19 protein-coding genes are annotated in these 18,820 nt (G+C 35.8%); 12 read left to right on the top strand and 7 right to left on the bottom strand.

Features of this window, described 5'->3' with window-relative positions; genetic code table 11:
• The first annotated feature begins 41 nt into the window (after positions 1-41).
• From aat to PUH65_RS02935, 7 genes are all read left to right on the top strand, one after another.
• The gene (gene aat / locus PUH65_RS02965; RefSeq protein WP_305518395.1) at positions 42-695 is read left to right on the top strand and encodes a leucyl/phenylalanyl-tRNA--protein transferase; all 654 of its coding nucleotides are present in this window, start codon (positions 42-44) and stop codon (positions 693-695) included.
• Positions 685-1,599 (top strand): DMT family transporter, encoded by a 915-nt coding sequence (locus tag PUH65_RS02960; RefSeq protein WP_305518392.1) that lies wholly within the window; start codon positions 685-687, stop codon positions 1,597-1,599. Before aat ends, PUH65_RS02960 begins: the two co-directional genes overlap by 11 nt.
• Before the next feature lie 136 nt (positions 1,600-1,735).
• Positions 1,736-2,389, top strand: a complete 654-nt coding sequence (locus PUH65_RS02955) for a CBS domain-containing protein (RefSeq protein WP_305518391.1) — start codon at positions 1,736-1,738, stop codon at positions 2,387-2,389.
• Positions 2,390-2,394: 5 nt separating this feature from the next.
• A complete protein-coding gene (locus PUH65_RS02950) occupies positions 2,395-3,261 on the top strand; it encodes an NAD kinase (RefSeq protein WP_305518390.1) in 867 nt (288 codons plus the stop codon).
• Between the two features lie 72 nt (positions 3,262-3,333).
• On the top strand, positions 3,334-4,401 hold the full coding sequence (gene fbaA, locus PUH65_RS02945) for a class II fructose-bisphosphate aldolase (RefSeq protein ID WP_305518388.1): 1,068 nt from the start codon (positions 3,334-3,336) through the stop codon (positions 4,399-4,401).
• Between the two features lie 80 nt (positions 4,402-4,481).
• Positions 4,482-5,333: an acetyl-CoA carboxylase, carboxyltransferase subunit beta gene (gene accD / locus PUH65_RS02940; protein ID WP_305518386.1), complete on the top strand. Its 852-nt coding sequence runs from the start codon at positions 4,482-4,484 to the stop codon at positions 5,331-5,333.
• Between the two features lie 54 nt (positions 5,334-5,387).
• Positions 5,388-5,894 (top strand): hypothetical protein, encoded by a 507-nt coding sequence (locus PUH65_RS02935; protein ID WP_305518384.1) that lies wholly within the window; start codon positions 5,388-5,390, stop codon positions 5,892-5,894.
• A 69-nt stretch (positions 5,895-5,963) separates the two neighbouring features.
• Here the strand turns inward: PUH65_RS02935 and PUH65_RS02930 are convergent, their stop codons facing one another.
• The 3 genes from PUH65_RS02930 to PUH65_RS02920 form a co-directional block, all read right to left on the bottom strand.
• Positions 5,964-6,476, bottom strand: a complete 513-nt coding sequence (locus tag PUH65_RS02930; RefSeq protein ID WP_305518382.1) for a hypothetical protein — start codon at positions 6,474-6,476, stop codon at positions 5,964-5,966.
• A 32-nt stretch (positions 6,477-6,508) separates the two neighbouring features.
• On the bottom strand, positions 6,509-9,187 hold the full coding sequence (locus PUH65_RS02925) for a TonB-dependent receptor domain-containing protein (RefSeq protein WP_305518381.1): 2,679 nt from the start codon (positions 9,185-9,187) through the stop codon (positions 6,509-6,511).
• A gap of 68 nt (positions 9,188-9,255) precedes the next feature.
• A complete protein-coding gene (locus PUH65_RS02920; protein ID WP_305518380.1) occupies positions 9,256-9,630 on the bottom strand; it encodes a hypothetical protein in 375 nt (124 codons plus the stop codon).
• A 144-nt stretch (positions 9,631-9,774) separates the two neighbouring features.
• Here PUH65_RS02920 and PUH65_RS02915 point away from each other — a divergent pair, with 144 nt between their 5' ends.
• Entirely contained in the window at positions 9,775-10,539 is a 765-nt protein-coding gene (locus PUH65_RS02915) for a murein L,D-transpeptidase catalytic domain family protein (RefSeq protein ID WP_305518379.1), read from the top strand.
• Positions 10,540-10,593: 54 nt separating this feature from the next.
• On the opposite strand, the gene PUH65_RS02910 is transcribed toward PUH65_RS02915, so the two are convergent.
• Complete coding sequence (locus tag PUH65_RS02910; RefSeq protein WP_305518378.1) at positions 10,594-11,394, bottom strand: GLPGLI family protein; 801 nt, start codon at positions 11,392-11,394, stop codon at positions 10,594-10,596.
• Positions 11,395-11,541: 147 nt separating this feature from the next.
• On the opposite strand from PUH65_RS02910, the gene PUH65_RS02905 reads away from it, so the two are divergent.
• The 4 genes from PUH65_RS02905 (at position 11,542) to sufD (ending at position 15,583) form a co-directional block, all read left to right on the top strand.
• Complete coding sequence (locus tag PUH65_RS02905; RefSeq protein WP_305518377.1) at positions 11,542-11,871, top strand: iron-sulfur cluster assembly accessory protein; 330 nt, start codon at positions 11,542-11,544, stop codon at positions 11,869-11,871.
• 18 nt (positions 11,872-11,889) lie between these two features.
• The gene (gene sufB, locus PUH65_RS02900; RefSeq protein WP_305518376.1) at positions 11,890-13,341 is read left to right on the top strand and encodes a Fe-S cluster assembly protein SufB; all 1,452 of its coding nucleotides are present in this window, start codon (positions 11,890-11,892) and stop codon (positions 13,339-13,341) included.
• A gap of 121 nt (positions 13,342-13,462) precedes the next feature.
• A complete protein-coding gene (gene sufC / locus PUH65_RS02895; protein ID WP_305518375.1) occupies positions 13,463-14,206 on the top strand; it encodes a Fe-S cluster assembly ATPase SufC in 744 nt (247 codons plus the stop codon).
• A 57-nt stretch (positions 14,207-14,263) separates the two neighbouring features.
• The gene (sufD, locus tag PUH65_RS02890) at positions 14,264-15,583 is read left to right on the top strand and encodes a Fe-S cluster assembly protein SufD (RefSeq protein ID WP_125025319.1); all 1,320 of its coding nucleotides are present in this window, start codon (positions 14,264-14,266) and stop codon (positions 15,581-15,583) included.
• 73 nt (positions 15,584-15,656) lie between these two features.
• On the opposite strand, the gene PUH65_RS02885 is transcribed toward sufD, so the two are convergent.
• The 3 genes from PUH65_RS02885 to PUH65_RS02875 all read right to left on the bottom strand — a co-directional run bounded on the left by PUH65_RS02885 (position 15,657) and on the right by PUH65_RS02875 (position 18,806).
• Positions 15,657-16,190, bottom strand: coding sequence for an adenine phosphoribosyltransferase (locus PUH65_RS02885; protein WP_305518374.1), 534 nt, complete (start codon positions 16,188-16,190; stop codon positions 15,657-15,659).
• Positions 16,191-16,192: 2 nt separating this feature from the next.
• A complete protein-coding gene (locus PUH65_RS02880) occupies positions 16,193-17,395 on the bottom strand; it encodes a hypothetical protein (RefSeq protein WP_370692009.1) in 1,203 nt (400 codons plus the stop codon).
• A 79-nt stretch (positions 17,396-17,474) separates the two neighbouring features.
• Complete coding sequence (locus tag PUH65_RS02875) at positions 17,475-18,806, bottom strand: quinol:cytochrome C oxidoreductase (protein WP_305518373.1); 1,332 nt, start codon at positions 18,804-18,806, stop codon at positions 17,475-17,477.
• Between the last annotated feature and the right edge of the window lie 14 nt (positions 18,807-18,820).

Below are 18,820 nucleotides of genomic sequence, written 5' to 3'. Positions count from 1 at the left end.
TAAATATAAATCCTGCTTTTACGGCGGGATTTAATTTTAACATGATTCTCCTAAATCCAAATGAAATCTCCTTTCCTGATCCCGCTCTGTTGGAGTCAGAATCTGGAATCATGGCAATAGGTGGAGATTTGTCTGCTGAAAGATTGTATTTCGCTTATCAACTAGGATTGTTTCCATGGTATAATCCTGGCGAAGAAATTCTATGGTGGTGTCCAGATCCAAGATTTGTGCTTTTCCCGAAAGATCTGAAAGTTTCTAAATCGATGAGAAAGATTTTACGTGATGAGACTTTTACCTTTACCGAAAATAAATGTTTTCGCAAAGTCATGGAAGAATGTAAAAACACCTTTAGAAAAGATCAGGTTGGAACCTGGATTTCAGAAGAACTCATTAATTCCTTTGTCATCCTTCAGAAAAACGGAATTGCCAAAAGTATTGAAGTTTGGCAAAATGATGAATTAGTAGGCGGTTTCTATGGCATTCAAATTGGGAAAGTATTCTGTGGTGAAAGCATGTTTGCAAAAGTGAGCAACGCTTCAAAAGCTGGATTTATTCATTTTATCCAAAGTCAAAAAAAAAATCTTGAATTAATCGATTGTCAAATTCATTCCGAGCATCTGGAAAGTTTAGGAGCAACCATGATTTCAAAAAAGGACTATTTAAAAATTCTAAAAAATAATAACGATGAATCCTGAAAAAGAAAAATGGGTTTTGCTGATAACGCTCTCCATTATTTGGGGTTCTTCATTTATACTTATTAAAAAATCGCTAGAACATTTCAACCCTTATGAAGTAGGTGCTTTGCGAGTTTTAATTGCAGGGATTCTTTTGCTTCCAATGGCAATTAGTAATATTAGGAAATTTCCCAGAAAACATTTAAAGTGGTTAATTCTTGCTGCATTGACTGGGAATTTTATCCCAATGTTTCTTTTTCCAATTGCAGAAACATCGGTTAGCAGTAGCATTGCAGGGATTGTCAATTCGATGATGCCGATTTTTGTAATTATTGTCGGTTTTCTGTTTTGGAAGTTTTCAACCACAAAAAGACAATTGATCGGAGTTGGGATTAGTTTTGTAGGTGCTTGTATTTTGGCATTTTCAGGTGGTGAAGGCGGAGAATTAAAATTAATACCAATTGTTTTACTCTTGATTGCAACTTTAGGTTACGCAATTTCCATGACCACTGTGAAATCTAAACTCTCCGATATTCCAGCCAAAATCCTTTCGGGGTTTGTATTCTCTTTCGTCCTAATTGTTCCATCGCTTATTGCTTTGGTATTTGCTGGATTTTTTAATGATTTTCATCCCAACAAAGATTTGTTCATTGGATTAGGCTTTGTGAGTTTGCTTTCGATCTTCGGGACGGGTTTGGCAATGATGCTGAATTATCGCTTGCTCAATATCTCCACGCCTTTATTTGCTTCAACAGTAACATTATTAATGCCGGTCGTTGCGGTAATTTGGGGAATATTGGATGGCGAAAAATTAACAACCATGCAATTTGTAGGTGCTTTTATCATTCTTGCCGGATTGATTTTCCTAAGAGCAAAAACCCCTAAAAAAGAAAAACCGCAAGACTCGAAAGTGCTGCGGTTTTAAATAAATCTAATAAAAAGTAAAAATGAAAGGCGACAAAGATATATTTTTAATATGATATCATCCAAATCTTTTTTTGCAATTTTTAAATTATCTTAAAAAAGCCCTTTCTCTTTTAATATTTTCCTAAATTTGGCTAATGTTTATCAAAGATTACATTTCTAAAGATTATCCTGCGTTCAATACCAGTGATTCCATAGAAGAGGCAAATGAAGTAGCCAAGGAATTTGGCTATTCCCATGTTTTTATTAAGAAAAAAGGTTTTTTTCAAGGAGCGCTGAGTCAGCAGTTTTTAGAAGAAAGTCCGGAAGGAACATTAGGAACACTTGAGCATCACTATGAAAAATTCGCTTTGCTTGATGATGGAAATATTTTAGATTCAATTAAACTTTTTCATACGTTCAACAGCAACGTTGTTCCGATTATTAATAAACTGGAAAAATATCAGGGATATCTTTCTTGTGACGATGTTTTCAGTGAATTCGCAAAATATCCCTTATTCTCAGAAAACGGAGCATTGTTAGTGGTTCAAATCAATAAAAGAAGTTATTCTATGACCGATGTCTGCAAGATTGTCGAATCCAATAACGGTAAAATTTACGGCTGCTATATCAGTGCTTTTGTAGAAGATGATGTGCAAATCACTTTGAAAATAAGCAGCGAAAACCTCAGTTCAATAGATGAAACATTTGAAAGATACGGCTATAACGTGGTTCTGAAATATTACGATGATGAGAAAGAAGAATTATTGAAAGACCGTTTCGGATTTTTTCAAAAATACATGGAATTTTAAAACAGATGAAAGCAGCCATTTATTCTCAAAAAAATGATTTAGATACCTTTTTGTATCTGAGTAAATTTGTTTCCGAACTTGAAAAAAGAGGAGTTCAAGCAGTGCTTTACGAGGAAATGGCCAATGCAATGCAATTCTCCAAAATCTTTGAAACCTTTGCTGGTAAAGAAGATTTACGAGAAATGAAAGTAGATTTATTCTTTACTTTCGGTGGCGATGGCACCATTGTTAATTCCCTACTTTTTGTGCAGGATTTACTAATTCCTGTTGTTGGGGTAAATACTGGAAGACTGGGTTTCTTAGCAAGCTTCACTAAAGAAGAAGTTTTTCTAGAACTCGATGGAATTATTAAAGGAGACATGAAAATCAGTGAACGTTCCGTTATTGAAATTGTGTCGCCAAATAACTCTATGTTTTTCCCCTTTGCATTAAATGATTTAACGATTTCACGTAAAGAAACGACCGCCATGATTACAGTAGAATCTTATATTAACGGTGAATTTCTTAATACATTCTGGGGCGATGGAATTATCATTTCTACACCCACTGGATCAACTGCGTACTCCCTAAGTTGCGGTGGACCGATTATTACGCCAAACAATGATACTTTTGTTATAACACCAATTGCACCTCATAATTTAAATGTTCGCCCATTGATTGTTAATGATAATGTAGAAATTCATTTAAAGGTAAAAAGCCGCGTTCCACAATATTCGCTCTCACTTGATTCTCGATTATTTCATATGGAAACCGATGTAGAAATCATCTTGCGAAAAGCGCATTTCAAAATACTGTTGATTCATCCAACCAATTTAAGTTTCTATGAAACAATCCGTCAGAAACTGCTTTGGGGAAATGATAAGAGAAATTAAACATTTGACTTTAAATCCTTAACTTTACTGTTCCAAAAAACAGCAAAAAATAAATCTATAAAAATATCAATTATGAGCAAGAAATTTCCAGCAGGAGTTGCCACCGGGCAAATGGTTACAGACATTTTCCAATATGCAAAGGAAAATAAATTTGCACTTCCCGCAGTAAATGTGATTGGATCAAGCAACGTAAATGCGACCCTCGAAACTGCTGCAAAACTTAATTCACCAGTGATTATTCAGTTCTCTAATGGTGGTGCTGCTTTTAACGCAGGAAAAGGATTAAGCAATGACGGGCAAAAAGCCGCTATTTTAGGAGGAATCGCTGGCGCAAAACACATTCATACTTTAGCAGAAGCATATGGAGCTACGGTAATTTTACATACCGATCACTGTGCTAAAAAATTATTGCCTTGGATTGATGGTTTGATGGATGCGAACGAAGAGTTTTTTGCACAAACAGGAAAATCTCTTTATTCATCTCACATGCTGGATTTATCTGAAGAGTCAATCGAAGAAAACCTTGATATTTCTTGTAAATATTTCGAAAGAATGGCGAAAATGGGAATGACTTTAGAAATCGAACTTGGAATCACAGGTGGTGAAGAAGATGGTGTTGATAATTCTGGAGTAGATTCTTCAAAACTATATACTCAGCCAGATGAAGTTGCTTATGCTTACGAAAGACTAAATGCAATTTCCCCGAACTTCACAATTGCTGCTGCTTTTGGTAATGTTCACGGTGTTTACAAACCAGGTAACGTAAAATTAACTCCGAAAATTCTTGACAATTCTCAAAAATATGTTTCAGAGAAATTCGGTCTTGGAGCAGAACCAATTAACTTCGTTTTCCATGGTGGATCAGGTTCTTCATTAGAAGAAATTAGAGAAGCAATCGATTATGGGGTTATCAAAATGAATATCGATACTGATTTACAATTCGCATATACTGAAGGAATTAGAGATTTCATGGTAGAAAAAGTGGAATATCTAAGAACTCAAGTTGGTAATCCAGATGGTGCTGATTTACCGAACAAAAAATACTATGACCCAAGAGGATGGGTTAGAAAAGGAGAAGAAACCTTCAGCGCAAGATTGGTTCGGGCTTTTGAAGACCTGAACAATATTAATACTTTGTAATTAAATTATTTTAGATATTGTTTTTAAAGGCTTTTTGTTTTTATTTGCAATCTGAAATTTATAATCTAAAATTAAACTCAATGGCATTCGACTGGTTTAAAAGGAAAACTCAAAATATCACCACTTCTACGGAAGATAAGAAAGATGTACCCAAAGGACTTTGGCATCAATCACCGACTGGGAAAATTATCGAACACGAAGAGCTTAAAGCCAACAATTATGTGTCACCAGAAGATGGTTTCCATGTAAGAATTGGAAGTAAAGAATTCTTTTCGATTCTTTTTGATGATAACAATTTCACGGAACTCGACGCTAATGTGGAGAGTGTAGACATGTTGAATTTCAAAGATACCAAAGCGTATAAAGATCGTTTGAAAGAAGTAAAAGCCAAAACGAAACTCACAGACTCGATCCGAAATGCAGTTGGAACTGTAAATGGAGAAAAGATGGTGATTTCTTGTATGGACTTTAGTTTTATCGGTGGATCTTTAGGATCTGTGATGGGCGAAAAAATCCGCAGAGCAGTGGATTACTGTATTGAAAACAGGCTTCCTTACATGATTATCTGTCAGTCTGGTGGAGCCAGAATGCAGGAAGCAACCTATTCATTGATGCAGTTAGCAAAGGTTCAAGCAAAGTTAGCACAACTTTCAGAAGCCGGTTTATTATACATCGCTTATTTATGTGATCCAACATTTGGTGGGATTACCGCTTCATTTGCAATGACCGCAGATATTATCATGGCAGAACCAGGAGCTTTAATCGGTTTCGCCGGACCACGTGTAATTCGTGAAACCATTGGTAAAGATTTACCGGAAGGATTCCAAACTTCGGAATTTTTACAGCAAAAAGGTTTCGTAGATTTCATTGTTAAAAGAACTGAAATCAAAGAGAAAGTTGCTAAAACAGTAAACCTTTTAAGTCACTCTTAACAAAGTTGAACTAATTCATAAAATCTCACCTCAATTGAGGTGGGATTTCTTTTTATGAGGAACATCACCATAATATTCAATGCTTTAAAATCCTTAAGTTTCGACAAGATCATGAAACTTTTGCGATTAACACTTCCGCATCCACTATTTTCAATTCTTGGGTTTTATGCAACCTTAAAAAGTTTCTCCTTAGCACAAAAACATTTTCCCAAATCACATTCCAACAACGGGGTCGGAAACGCTTTTCGCCACTCTCTTTGGACGTGCTTGATTATGATGTACTGCTGCAAAATTTCTTCGCCCCAAAAAGCCCAGGATTATTGCAAGAAAATGACTGATTTACACGAAGAACTTTTTCCAAATAAACCTTTAGAAACAAAAATGGATTTGCACAATAACCAAGTCGGTTTAGATTATTTTATGGAGCTTCTTCCAGGTGTTCACAGACAGTTTTTTGAAACGAGTTTCTTTGTTAAAGGATTAATTGAAAAAACAAAAACTGCAAAAGTTCTGAAAAATCTTGATGACGAATTCGCTGGGGAATTGGTTTATTTAGACTAAAAAACCCCGACCAGGTCGAGGTTTTATTCTATTAAAAGTTACGTAATTTTTTTTTCGCTTCTAACTCTATTAAATTAATGGTGCACCAACTTCGATATCACACCGGTGGTGAGGTTCTCCGTGCGCTGGATTTAGAGCCGGCTTCGGACCCGTTGCCTGCACTGGTGCAGGAGCAGATGGAGACATTGATGGCGAAATCGGATTGGTATTAAAATTATTGACTGCAGTATTCTGCTGTGGCATTACCTGTGGTGCTGCGTTTTGCTGTGGTGCACTGTCTATCGGCGCTCCCACTGGAATTTCGCAACGGTGATAAGGTTGGCCATGCTCGGGATTCAAAGCAGGTCTTGCACTTGAACTTGAATTATTTACACCAGCGGTTGCAGCCGTAATTTCAGCAGGCGAAACCTCTGAAGGCAATTCTACATTTTCCGCTATTTTTAGCGTAGAATCATCATTAGCAACAGTCATCGAATCGTTTGCCTTTGCTGTAAGTTCAGAACCTTCTGTTAAAATTTCTTCTTTTTTATCGCAGGAATAAAGAATTGCAGCGCTGGCTATTATTAATGGTAATATTCTCATGTTTTCTTTTTTTTCAAAAATAGGTAATTTAATTAGAATTTAAAGTCCAGACCGAAATATACATTCGCTCCCATAATCGGCGCATAGACCATTCCCGCATCAAAGTAATTGCCGAAGGGATTCTGAGCGTCTATAATTGGGTTACTCTGAGTATAACCTAACAGGTTTTCTCCACCAACATAAGCGCGAATACTATTATTGAAGTTTCTTGAAATCTGTGCATTAAGCGTTGAATAACTTTTTGAAAATTCCGGCAATCTGTATTCCAACGGATTAGCATTCAAATTTGGTAGTTTCTGTTTTCCAATTAATTGGAGTGTTGCATCCATATTCCAGAAACCACCTTTATCGTTTTTATCGGTAGAATAAGAAGCATTAAAGAACCCTCTGTTTTTTGCCATAAAAGGGATTTGTCTTTTCCCATCAATGAAATCTGCCTGCACATCGTAATATTTATAGGCCATTCTTACTTCCAAGTTTTTCGCTGGTGTAATATCCAGTTGCGTTTGAAAACTGTTGGCAATAGATTTTCCATCCAGATTATAGAAAACTATTTTCTGTGGCGAAACATCTAAATCGGCCAACACCTGATCTTGAAAATCTGTTCTAAAAAAATCGGCAACTAAACTCGCTTTCCTGTTGAATAATTTAAATTCCTGTTGAATACTTGCTCCGTAATTCCAAGCGATTTCAGGTTTCAAATCATAGATTTTTCCACCGTTTCCTAAAATTTCAATTTGTCTGTTTGAGCCGAAATATTGCTGGCTTTCCGCAAAAACATTTGCTGTTCTAAAACCTCGTCCCGCAGACAGTCGAAGAATTGTTTTATCAAAAACATCATATTTAAAGTTGACTCTTGGTGTAAACTGAGTTCCTGCCAAATTATGGAAATCTGTTCTGGCACCTGCAACCAAAGTATACTTCAAACCTGTTAAAGTATATTCGAAAAATACGCCGGGAACGGTTTCTGTTCTTTTATAATTTTCAGTCAAGTAATCTTCATCATATTGATCGTATAAAAAACTTGCTCCGGTTTTGAATTTATTGTTCGTGTTTCCAATAATACTTTCAAAAACCAAATTGGAATAAAACGTGTTTTGATTTCCCCAATAGTTTCTCTGTCCGAAGAAACTGTCTTGTTGATGCGTCGTAAACTGATTCATCCAACCGATACTTTGATAGGGTTTATCCTTAAACATATATCCAGTTTTATTCCAGATTTCAAAACGCGAAAGGTCGATTCCAACTCCGTAAGCACTTTGTTGGGAACGGTCGATCTTTTTATCAAAAGCAGTTTGCCCTCCGAATCGCTGATCTTTCACAAAACTAATTCCGAAATGAGTTCCTAAACCTGAATGCTCTAAGTCATTATAATTTAAAAGATATGTAGCATTGATCTGATTTCCAGTGGGTTGATCCAAAAAACCATCATCATTAGAATCGGTTTTCCCTAAAGTTGCGTTCCCATGAAGCAAAACCGATTGATTCCAATGTTCATTAAGTTGAGAAGTAGATGTAATATTGGTTTCAACTCTTCCGTGCGCATCTGCAAAAAAATTGACAGCGGTTTCCGGTTGTTCTTGGGTTTTTAAAAGTTCGGTGTTAATTTGTCCCGTAATACTTTCATAACCATTAACTACAGTGCTTCCACCTTTTGTTAACTGGATTCCGCCGATCCATCTTCCAGGAATTAAATTCAACCCATAAGGTGCAGCCAATCCACGAATTGAGGGCAAAAGTTCTTTAGTTAAAGCGGTATATTTCTGATCCAAACCCAGCATCTTCAATTGTTTCGTTCCAGTAACGGCGTTGGTAAATGAAACATCAACTGTTGCGTTGGTTTCAAAACTTTCAGATAAATTACAACATGCGGCTTTCAATAATTCTTTGGTACCGATATTAAAAGTTAATCCGGTTTCTTTCTTACTTAAAGCCGTTGCCTCGGCTAATTTGATTAAGCGAATCTCTTCAATGGATTTATCAAAATGATCCGCATTTTGAGAAAAATCTTTATTCGTAGCTGGTGCTGGAGCAGGCGCTTCGTCATGGTGAACCAAATCGCTTTTTACGCCCAGTGGTAACGCACGGTCATACAAACAACAATCGGGAAGTTTTGCGTAAACACCATCTTTTGCGGTGTACTTTTCGTTATCGTGACCGACTTCTGCAATCTTTTGCAAAATTAAATCTGCAGAAGTTTTCGCAGGATCAAAGTTTAAGGTAACGATTTGTGTGTCTGCATCCCACGCTGCTGAATCTGCACCAGCACTTGTTGCGGCTTTCTCGATTCTTGCTTTACAGGAACCACAATTTCCACGAACATAAAATTGATTGTCTTGTTTTGCAGTTGTTACAGAAATTTCTTTTTTCAGAAAAGAAGGCTCTCTTTCATAATGACAGCATGAAGGAAGTTCTTCATACACTTCATTTGATGCTGTGTAATTTTCATTGTCATGGCCAACTTCTGCAATTTTCTTTAGAATATTATCAGCAGAAGTTTTGGTTGAGTCGAATTCAATTTCAAGTTTTTGGGAATCAGCGTTCCAGTTAGCGGTTTTTGCACCTGTCTTTTTAGCGGTGCTTTCGATTCTGTCTTTGCACATTGCACAATCACCTTTAACCAAGAACGTTGATTTAGTAATGGTTTGAGCAAATAAGAAAGAAGTAAATAATAGGGAAAATAAGCAAAGACTTTTTAACAAAGTTTTCATTTTTAAAATAAGTTAATTAACATAATAAGGTTGCCAAAAGAACATTCTTTTGGCTGTAATCGAATGTGTTAACCTATTTTAGGCGGTTGCCAAATGTTTTGAATATTAGAAGAGAAATAAGAATTTCCGTACTCAAAATTAAGATCTTGAATAAAGAAATTTCTTTTTAAATTTGAATTAAATTCTGGCGTAAGATAATTCATCACGAAATTAACCGTGCAAGAATGACAATTGGTACAATCATCACCACAATTATCTTTCTCAGATTTGTTTTTTGAAAGATCAGAATGACAAGATTTGGTTTTTTCTGTTTTGCAACAATCTTCCTTTGTCGATTTCTGATCGCAACATTCCAAAGTCGTTTGAGCATAAATCATCTGCTTGGGAAGGATGAAAATTCCTAATCCCAAAACGATAAAAAATATTTTCAAAGTTCTTGACATGCTTTTGCAAAATTAATAAATATAATCGAACTAACCTGATTATCGTTAAATCTTCTTAAATAAAGTTAAAAAACCACCTTCCAATTGCTTGATAACTAATTAATTGTAATTTTGCCAACTGAAAATCACTTAACATAATATTGAATGAATAAAGTCCTTTTAATATTGGTTCCTGTTTTATTTTTCGCTACTTCTTTCTTAAAAGTAGAAGATTCAAAGAGAGAACCAATAGAAACCAGCACAAAAACACAAGAACAAAATTTAGTCGTAGAATCCGAACCGAAAACCACCGCAGCCTACGCGGAAGAAATTTATTCCTCCATCGGTTTCGAAAATATCAATCAACTCCAATCCGACGTTTTTTCAAAAGCATTTATAGGATTTACGAATCTTAAAAAAGAAGGAAAATTAGATGAAGATTCTCATCTCCTGACCATTTGCGATTTTTCCTTGTCTTCAAAGGAGAAGCGACTTTGGGTCATTGATTTGAATGAAAAGAAAGTACTCTATAATTCTCTCGTCGCACACGGAAAAAACACGGGTGAAGAGTTCGCTCAGAAATTCTCAAATACCGAAAGTTCTTTGCAAAGCAGTCTTGGATTTTTTATCACCGAAACCACTTACAATGGTTCTAATGGTTATTCGTTGAAATTATTGGGAATGGATTCTGGTTATAATGACGCTGCTTTTAAACGAGCAATTGTAATGCACGGAGCCGATTATGTAAGCGAAGGTTTTATAAAAAGTCAGAAACGTTTGGGTAGAAGTTGGGGTTGTCCTGCTGTTCCGAGAGCGTTGGCTGAACCGATTATTAATACCATTAAAGGAAAGAATTGTCTTTTTATTTACTATCCAGATGAACATTATTTATCGAGTTCAAAATGGCTGAAGACAGAAGAAAACATATAACACGTTTAAAACAAAAATCCCGGTTAACAATTGCTAACCGGGATTTTTTATGCTTTATTTTAATTCAATCGGATTGTTATTTTTCTTAGTTTCCTCTTTTTGTCGATCTTCCATTTGCTTGCGCTGATTAGGATCCATCGTAATTCTCATTTGATTTCCCATTGTAGCCATTGCAGCCATTGGATCTTTTCTAAACTGCTCCTGTTGTTTTTCAAAAGCAGCTCTTTTAACAGCAATCGTATTTCCTCTCTGATCAAAACTGGCGATTTCATTAATTTTTTTGGCTTCTTTTAAATCGAAACTGTAATCGCCTTTAGAATCTTCAACTTTAACAATTAAACCTGGTAAGCCAGAGAACTTATACGGCCCATCCTGAAAAGGTATTTCGGTCGTAAACCAAGCGTACCAAGTTCTTCCTGCAAACTGAGTTTCTGCTTTTTGAGTTTTGTACTCCCCAATTTTGGCCGTCTCTGGTAGAATTTTCCAGTCCATTGGTCGGTCTTCTTCGTAAGCATATTGATCCCGTAGAATTCTTGCTTTATATAATTTCTTTCCTGTTTTATAATCTTTTTCAATAAGGAAATCAAGATTCGTTCTTAAGCCTTGCATTTGACTTCGATCGAAATTAAAACTTCCTGTCTGTCTCATTCTGCCCATGATGGAGTCTCTCTTCATTCGATTTTCAGCATAAAAAATAGAACCATTTGCCGAAACATCAAGATTTGCAGTTTCTGTTTTAGTGGTAGCGCGATCTGTGGAGTCTGGTTTCATGGTTACCTGATAGACAAAACGATTCGCTTGAGCAAAAATTATTTGGGAGCAAATCCCCAACATTAGAAGAGTTATTTTTTTCATTTTTAATAATTTGTTTTTTGATAATAATTATTCCTAAAAGTTAAATAAAGGTGTCTATATCATCGATAGACAAATATACCGAAGCAAATTTGAATTTCATTATATTATTAGTAATTTTGCAATCTAAAATAAGTCTAAATAAAAACAATGATTAAAGTAAGCGATCTGGCAAAAGAAAAGGCCATTCAGTTAATGACTGAAGACGGTTTCAATCCTTTGGAAGATTATATAAGAGTCGGTGTAAAAAGCGGCGGTTGTTCCGGTTTAGAATATGTTCTGAAATTTGATAATGTAAAAACTGATTCAGATCAGGTTTTTGAAGATAACGGCATCAAGATTATTATCGATAAAAAATCAGTCCTTTATTTAGCAGGAACAATACTTGAATTCTCAGCAGGATTGAATGGGAAGGGTTTTGTGTTCAATAATCCGAATGCAAACAGAACTTGCGGTTGTGGTGAGAGTTTCTCGCTATAAAATTTTTAATTTTTTAAAATGGCTACAAAATATACTGAAGACGACCTTAGGGTTGATCTTGAAAATCAAAAATACGAATACGGTTTTACCACGGATATTGAATATGACGATTTTCCGACAGGTTTATCTGAAGATATCGTGCGGATGATTTCTGCTAAAAAAGAAGAACCGGAATGGATGACGGAATGGCGATTGGAATCCTATAGAATGTGGTTGAAAATGGAAGAGCCTGATTGGGCTAATGTGACTTACGAAAAACCTGATTTTCAATCAATTCGATATTATTCTGCACCAACCGTAAAACCGGAATTAGCAAGTTTAGATGAAGTTGATCCGGAATTATTGAAAACCTTTGAAAAATTGGGCATCAATATTGAGGAACAGAAAAGACTTTCAGGTGTTGCAATGGATATTGTAATTGATTCCGTTTCTGTAAAAACTACGTTTCAAAAAACACTAAAAGAGAAAGGAATTATTTTCTGTGCAATCTCAGAAGCAATTCGTGATTATCCGGAATTGGTTCGTAAATATATCGGAAAAGTTGTTCCAAGAGGAGATAACTTTTACGCAGCACTAAACTCTGCCGTATTTTCAGACGGAAGTTTCTGCTATATTCCAAAAGGCGTTAAATGTCCGATGGAACTTTCAACATACTTTAGAATAAACAAATCAGGAAGTGGGCAGTTTGAAAGAACTTTGCTCATTGCTGATGAAGGAAGTTATGTATCTTACTTAGAAGGTTGTACTGCACCTGCAAGAGATGAAAATCAACTGCACGCAGCGGTTGTTGAGTTAATTGCAATGGATGACGCTGAAATAAAATACTCAACTGTACAAAACTGGTATCCTGGAGATTCAGAAGGTAAAGGTGGAGTTTTCAATTTCGTAACAAAAAGAGGAATTTGTGAGAAAAACGCAAAAATCTCCTGGACACAAGTTGAAACCGGTTCTGCCGTAACCTGGAAATATCCAAGTTGTATTTTGAAAGGTGATAACTCTATTGGAGAATTTTATTCAATCGCAGTAACCAATCATCATCAATATGCTGATACAGGAACCAAGATGATTCACATCGGGAAAAATACAAAATCAACGATTATTTCTAAAGGAATCTCCGCTGGAAAATCAAACAACTCCTATAGAGGATTAGTGAAAATGATGCCTTCTGCAAAAGGAGCACGTAACTTTTCACAATGTGATTCTTTATTAATGGGTAATGAATGTGGCGCACATACTTTCCCATATATCGAAGTTAAAAATCCGACGGCACAATTAGAGCACGAAGCAACTACTTCAAAAATTGGTGAAGATCAAATTTTCTATTGCAACCAAAGAGGAATCAGTACAGAAAAAGCAATTGCTTTGATCGTCAACGGTTTCGGAAAAGAAGTATTGAATAAATTACCAATGGAATTTGCCATCGAAGCACAGAAATTATTAGAAATATCTTTAGAAGGAAGTGTTGGATAAAAATTAATTGTTCAATTTGAACAATCATTTCAAAACTTTTTTTAAAGAATTTATATATCACAACAGTAAAAAAACAGGAAGTAATTAACTTTTAAATTATCTAATTACCTCATTTCATATTATGTTAAAAATTAACAACTTACACGCTAGAATCCAAGACGGAGCAGAGATCTTAAAAGGGATCAACCTACAAATAAATCCAGGTGAAGTTCACGCCATCATGGGACCAAACGGAGCCGGGAAATCAACCCTTGCTTCTGTTATCGCAGGAAAAGAAGAATACGAAGTAACTGACGGAGAAATCCTTTTCGAAGGAAAAGACATCGTTGAAGATGCTCCGGAAGAAAGAGCACATGAAGGAATTTTCCTTTCATTCCAGTATCCGGTAGAAATTCCCGGAGTTACCGTAACGAACTTTATCAAAGCGGCCATTAACGAAAACCGAAAAGCAAAAGGTTTAGAAAATATGTCAGCAAAAGAAATGTTGGCTTTGGTAAAAGAAAACTCGCAAAAATTGAACATTAAAAGAGAGTTTCTAAACCGTTCATTAAACGAAGGATTTTCGGGAGGCGAGAAAAAAAGAAATGAAATCTTCCAGATGATGATGTTAAATCCGAAGTTGGCAATTCTGGATGAAACCGATTCAGGATTAGATATTGACGCTTTGAGAATTGTTGCAGACGGAGTGAATTCTTTTAGAAAAGAAGGAAACGCTGTTTTGTTAATTACGCACTACCAAAGACTTTTAGATTATATCGAGCCAGATTTTGTTCATGTTTTAGCCGATGGGAAAATCATCAAAACCGGTGATAAATCACTTGCTTTAGAATTAGAAGACAAAGGATACGATTGGCTTTTGAATTAATTTGGAATTTGTAAACCACAAATTTCCTTTTAAAATGTCGAATTTCAAATCAATACAATGGCTCTATTAGAAAATATACAAAACAACCACGCTGCTTTTTTAGACACGCTTCAACACCGTTTTCTGGATGAGACTCGAAATGCCGCCTTGAAAAAGTTTTTTCATTTTGGCTTTCCAACTAAAAAAGACGAGGAATATAAATACACGAACTTAAGAGAAATCACCGAGAAGAATTACAATTTCTTCCCGAAAGAAGCGCATACGATTTCTAAAGAACAGATTGCAGAACTGCATTTGGGCGAAGAAAATTTTGACTGGATTGTCTTTATTAATGGACAGTTACACAAAGAGTTATCAAAAATTTCAATTGAAAATGTAGAATTACTTTCTTTCAATTACGCTTTGAATGATCCGAAACATAAAGATGTTTTCGAACATTATTTCAATACCCTTGCTGACCAAAATTTAGCATTCACCAATTTGAATACGGCTTATTGCAAGATGGGCTTTTTCTTGAAAGTTCCAAAAAATGTCGTGATTGAAAAACCAATTCACGTTTTCTACATCTCTCAAAATCAAGACGAAAACACATTCTATAATACCCGTAATCTACTGATTGCAGAAGAAGGTGCTAAAATTGAAGTGATTGAAAGTCACCATAACTTCGATGAAACTTACGTGTTCACCAATTCTGTTACTGAAATTTTCACTTACCAAAATGCAAAAGCAGATTGGCATAAAGTACAAAATGACAGCAACACGTCTTACATGATGGATCACACTTTTGCAAAACAGGAGCATGACAGTTTAACGACCGTTAACACGTTTTCGTTCGGTGGAAAATTAGTCCGTAATAACTTAGATTTTATTCATAACGGCGAGAATATTAACTCGTTCATGAATGGAATCACAATTATTGATGACGAACAGTTGGTCGATCATCATACCGCAGTTCACCATAAAACGCCAAATTGCGAGAGTTACCAAAACTACAAAGGAATTTACAAAGGCAAATCTCACGGGGTTTTCAACGGTAAAGTTTATGTAGATAAAATCGCTCAGAAAACCAATGCTTATCAACAAAACAACAATATTTTGCTCGACGAAGGCGCATCGATTGACAGCAAGCCACAATTGGAGATTTTCGCAGATGACGTGAAATGTTCACACGGTTGTACGGTTGGTCAGTTGAACGAAGACGCTTTGTTTTACCTTCGTGCCCGTGGAATTTCCAAGAAAGAAGCGCAGGCAATGTTATTGTTCGCCTTCGCAAACGACGCGATGGAAAACATCGATATCGAACCACTTAGAGTTAAAATCTCCAAACTTCTGGCAGAAAAATTAGAAGTAGATATGGAGTTTGAAGATATATTTTAGGAATAATAAAAATAAATCATAAAAAACGGGCTAAAAAGCCCGTTTTTTTATTGACATCTTTAGTTGGATTAATCTAATATTGTAAGATCTGATGAACTTCTGCATTAAATTTCTTGAGTCGATCTTCGCCCTGCAAGTCCTTTAGTCCAATCAGAAAACTAAACTGAGAAACGATTGCGCCTTGCTTTTGAACCAGATGTGCAGCGGCTTCGGTTGTTCCGCCAGTTGCCAGTAAATCGTCGTGGATGAGGATTCTTTGTCCAGCTTGAATTTGTCCAGTTCGCATTTCTATTTCTGCAGAACCATATTCTAAATCATATTTTTGTGCTACAAAAGGAGGTGGCAGTTTTCCTTTTTTACGAATAAGAATAAAAGGCACATCTAAGGCGACTGCAATTGCAATCCCAAAAAGGTAACCGCGACTTTCTATTCCGCAAACCGCATCAATCTTTCCGCGGCTGAAATTCGCTAAATCTGCAATCACTTGTTCGTAAAGTTTAGGATTGAGAAAAATCGGCGTAATATCTTTAAACTGAATTCCAGGTTTTGGAAAATCTGGGATATTTTGTATTGTATTTTCTAAATCTTGAATAAGTTGCTGATTCATTTTTAATTGATTTTATAACTTGAAATTTTCCAGTCACCATTAACATTCTTTAAACCAAAAGTTACTTGCACCGCGGTTGTTCTTCCTTCCTTATCAGTAATATCATAGGTTGCATTTACGCTCGCAGAATTTGCAGAAGTGCTGTTGGTCGTCATATTTTTTACACTAATATTTTTGACTCCACCAAACCCTGAAGTTGGATTAGAAAAGGTTTCAAAAGATCCCCAATTTGGATTATCGGCTACATCATAAGCTCCACGAAGATTTTGGGCAGAAAGATTATTTAAAAACTTAGATACAAGTGTTTTTGGATCTGCGGTAGGCGCAACTTTAACATCTGGAGTTCCACTTGTAGCATCTGGCGAGATTGCAATAACATCCTCATCGGTATTTGCAGGATTCTCGGCAGGATCTGCCACTGGCATAAGCAGTGCCTTTGGATTTACTAACACGCCGATTTTAGACATCTTAAAGATCTTCTTGGTGGTTTTAACAGAGACCGTAACATCGATCTTTTGATCTATCATCTTTTGAGAAGGAAGTGAAGCAAATTTTAAATTGAACCCTTTAAAATTATTGTCCTGCATTAAATTTCTGGCAGTATATATTCTATTACCACCACTGTACACTTCGAGGACGGTTTCTAATCCTCCACCCGAGAAGTCAGCAACATTTCCTTTTGCATCAACTAATCTCGGAACAATTTGAAGTGATTGTGGACCTAAAACTTCATTGTTACCTACATTCGTTATATTGACATTTAAAGAAGTTGCCTGAATATCATTCGGATCGAATACCTTTGCCTGATCGTTTCCAAAGATATTCATTTCACCTAAAGAAGGTGGACCGGCACTTGACCATTCAATTCCGTTTTTTTGCGCAACCTGATCGGCTAAAGAAAATATTTCCGGTACTTTTTTCCCATTAATTAAAACACCCAGCGCTTTCAACTCATTGGTTTCCCCTTCGGCATCTACACCGAACGTTTTCAAAATATATAGCGCTTCATTAAATTTCACTTGCTGCAATGTATTTAAACTCGAAGCCATATCATTGATGCTTGACTGCAAAGTCTTGGTTGTAGTAGCATCAACTGCATCTTTTTTACAACTTATCAAAAACATTAATAATGCGAAAAACATAAATCTACCCTTCTTTAAAAGGGCAGTTATAGGTGTAACAGACGTTTTAGTATTTTGAATCATCTTTTATTTTGGTTTCTAACAAATTTATAAAAAAATCCCGACAAACGCCGGGATTATGTTTTTGAATAAATTCTAAAATTTAGAAAGGATATTCATATATTTTTGATTCGTGTAGGTAAGGATTACCTTCTGGAATAAGTTTCAATTTAGATAAAGTTGTAAATACTACAAATACAAACAAACCTAAACCGAACATTACTGCACCAAGATTTGTAAGTAATCCAGTGATGTTTTGCCAGTACGGACCAACGGTTCCAGGCATTACCATATTGTAATATACCAACCAATGTCCACAGATTACGATTACTGCCATAGTAGTCATTACGGTATAGTTTCTCTTAATACTTGAACTTACCATCACCGATAATGGAATTGCAAAGTTGAATAACAAAATTGACCAAAATGCCCATCCATAATATTCAAATCTTCCATAGAAATAATTTACTTCTTCCGGAATGTTTGCATACCAATACAACATGAACTGTGCAAACCAAGTGTACGTCCATAACATTGTTGAAGCAAATAAGAATACCCCTAGATCATGTAAATGGTTATCATTAAAATGAGGTAAAAATCCTTTTTTCTTAAGATAAACACTGATGATCATAATTACTGCAATCGATGTTGCCAAAGCACTCACCATTGCATACCATATATACATAGTAGAATACCAGTGTGGATCAATAGACATCAACCAATCCCAAGCCCAAGCTGCAGAAGCAAACCCGAAGAAAGCGATATAACCAACATTCCAACTGTAATATTTAGCGTAAGTTGCTCGGCTTTTAGTTGCATCAATTTCTTTAGAAAGTGATTTCAATTTCCAGGCAAAGAAAGATGCACCAATAACGTAAATTAGGGTTCTAACTACATAGAAAGGAATATTCAAGAATGTTTTCTTTTCGAATAGGATAGGATCAAAGTGTGGACTTTTCGGATCAGTTAAATCTCCATCCATCCAGTGGAAAAGATGTCCCATATGGGAAACGTTCAACACCATAATTACGATGATGATTGCACCAGCATAAGGAACAACAGAGAAAACTGCTTCCATCACTCTTAAAATTATAATTGACCAACCGGCGTGCGATGCATTTTGAATAGCATAGAAAAACATTGCACAACAACTTAATGCAAACAAAAATACCGCAACGGTATGAATGGCTGCTAAAGGTTGGTTTTTGAACTGCATTTTTGCATGTTCTAAATGGGCAGCTTCATCTTGAGGTCCCACCATTTCGGCAGAATTAGAAGGAGCATGATTTCCGCCAGCATGCACTTGTTCCATCATATGTCCAATCTGGGTATCGTCTACTCCATGATTCATAAAGTAACCAGCTCCGAAAAGAACTAGTCCTAGAACGACAAATACGATTGAATATAATCTTAATTTAGGTGAAAAACTATACATTTTTTTTACTCTTT

The organism is Kaistella sp. SH40-3 (assembly GCF_030686865.1).
Taxonomy (GTDB): Bacteria; Bacteroidota; Bacteroidia; order Flavobacteriales; family Weeksellaceae; genus Kaistella.
This window is presented reverse-complemented; position numbering and strand designations above follow the sequence as displayed.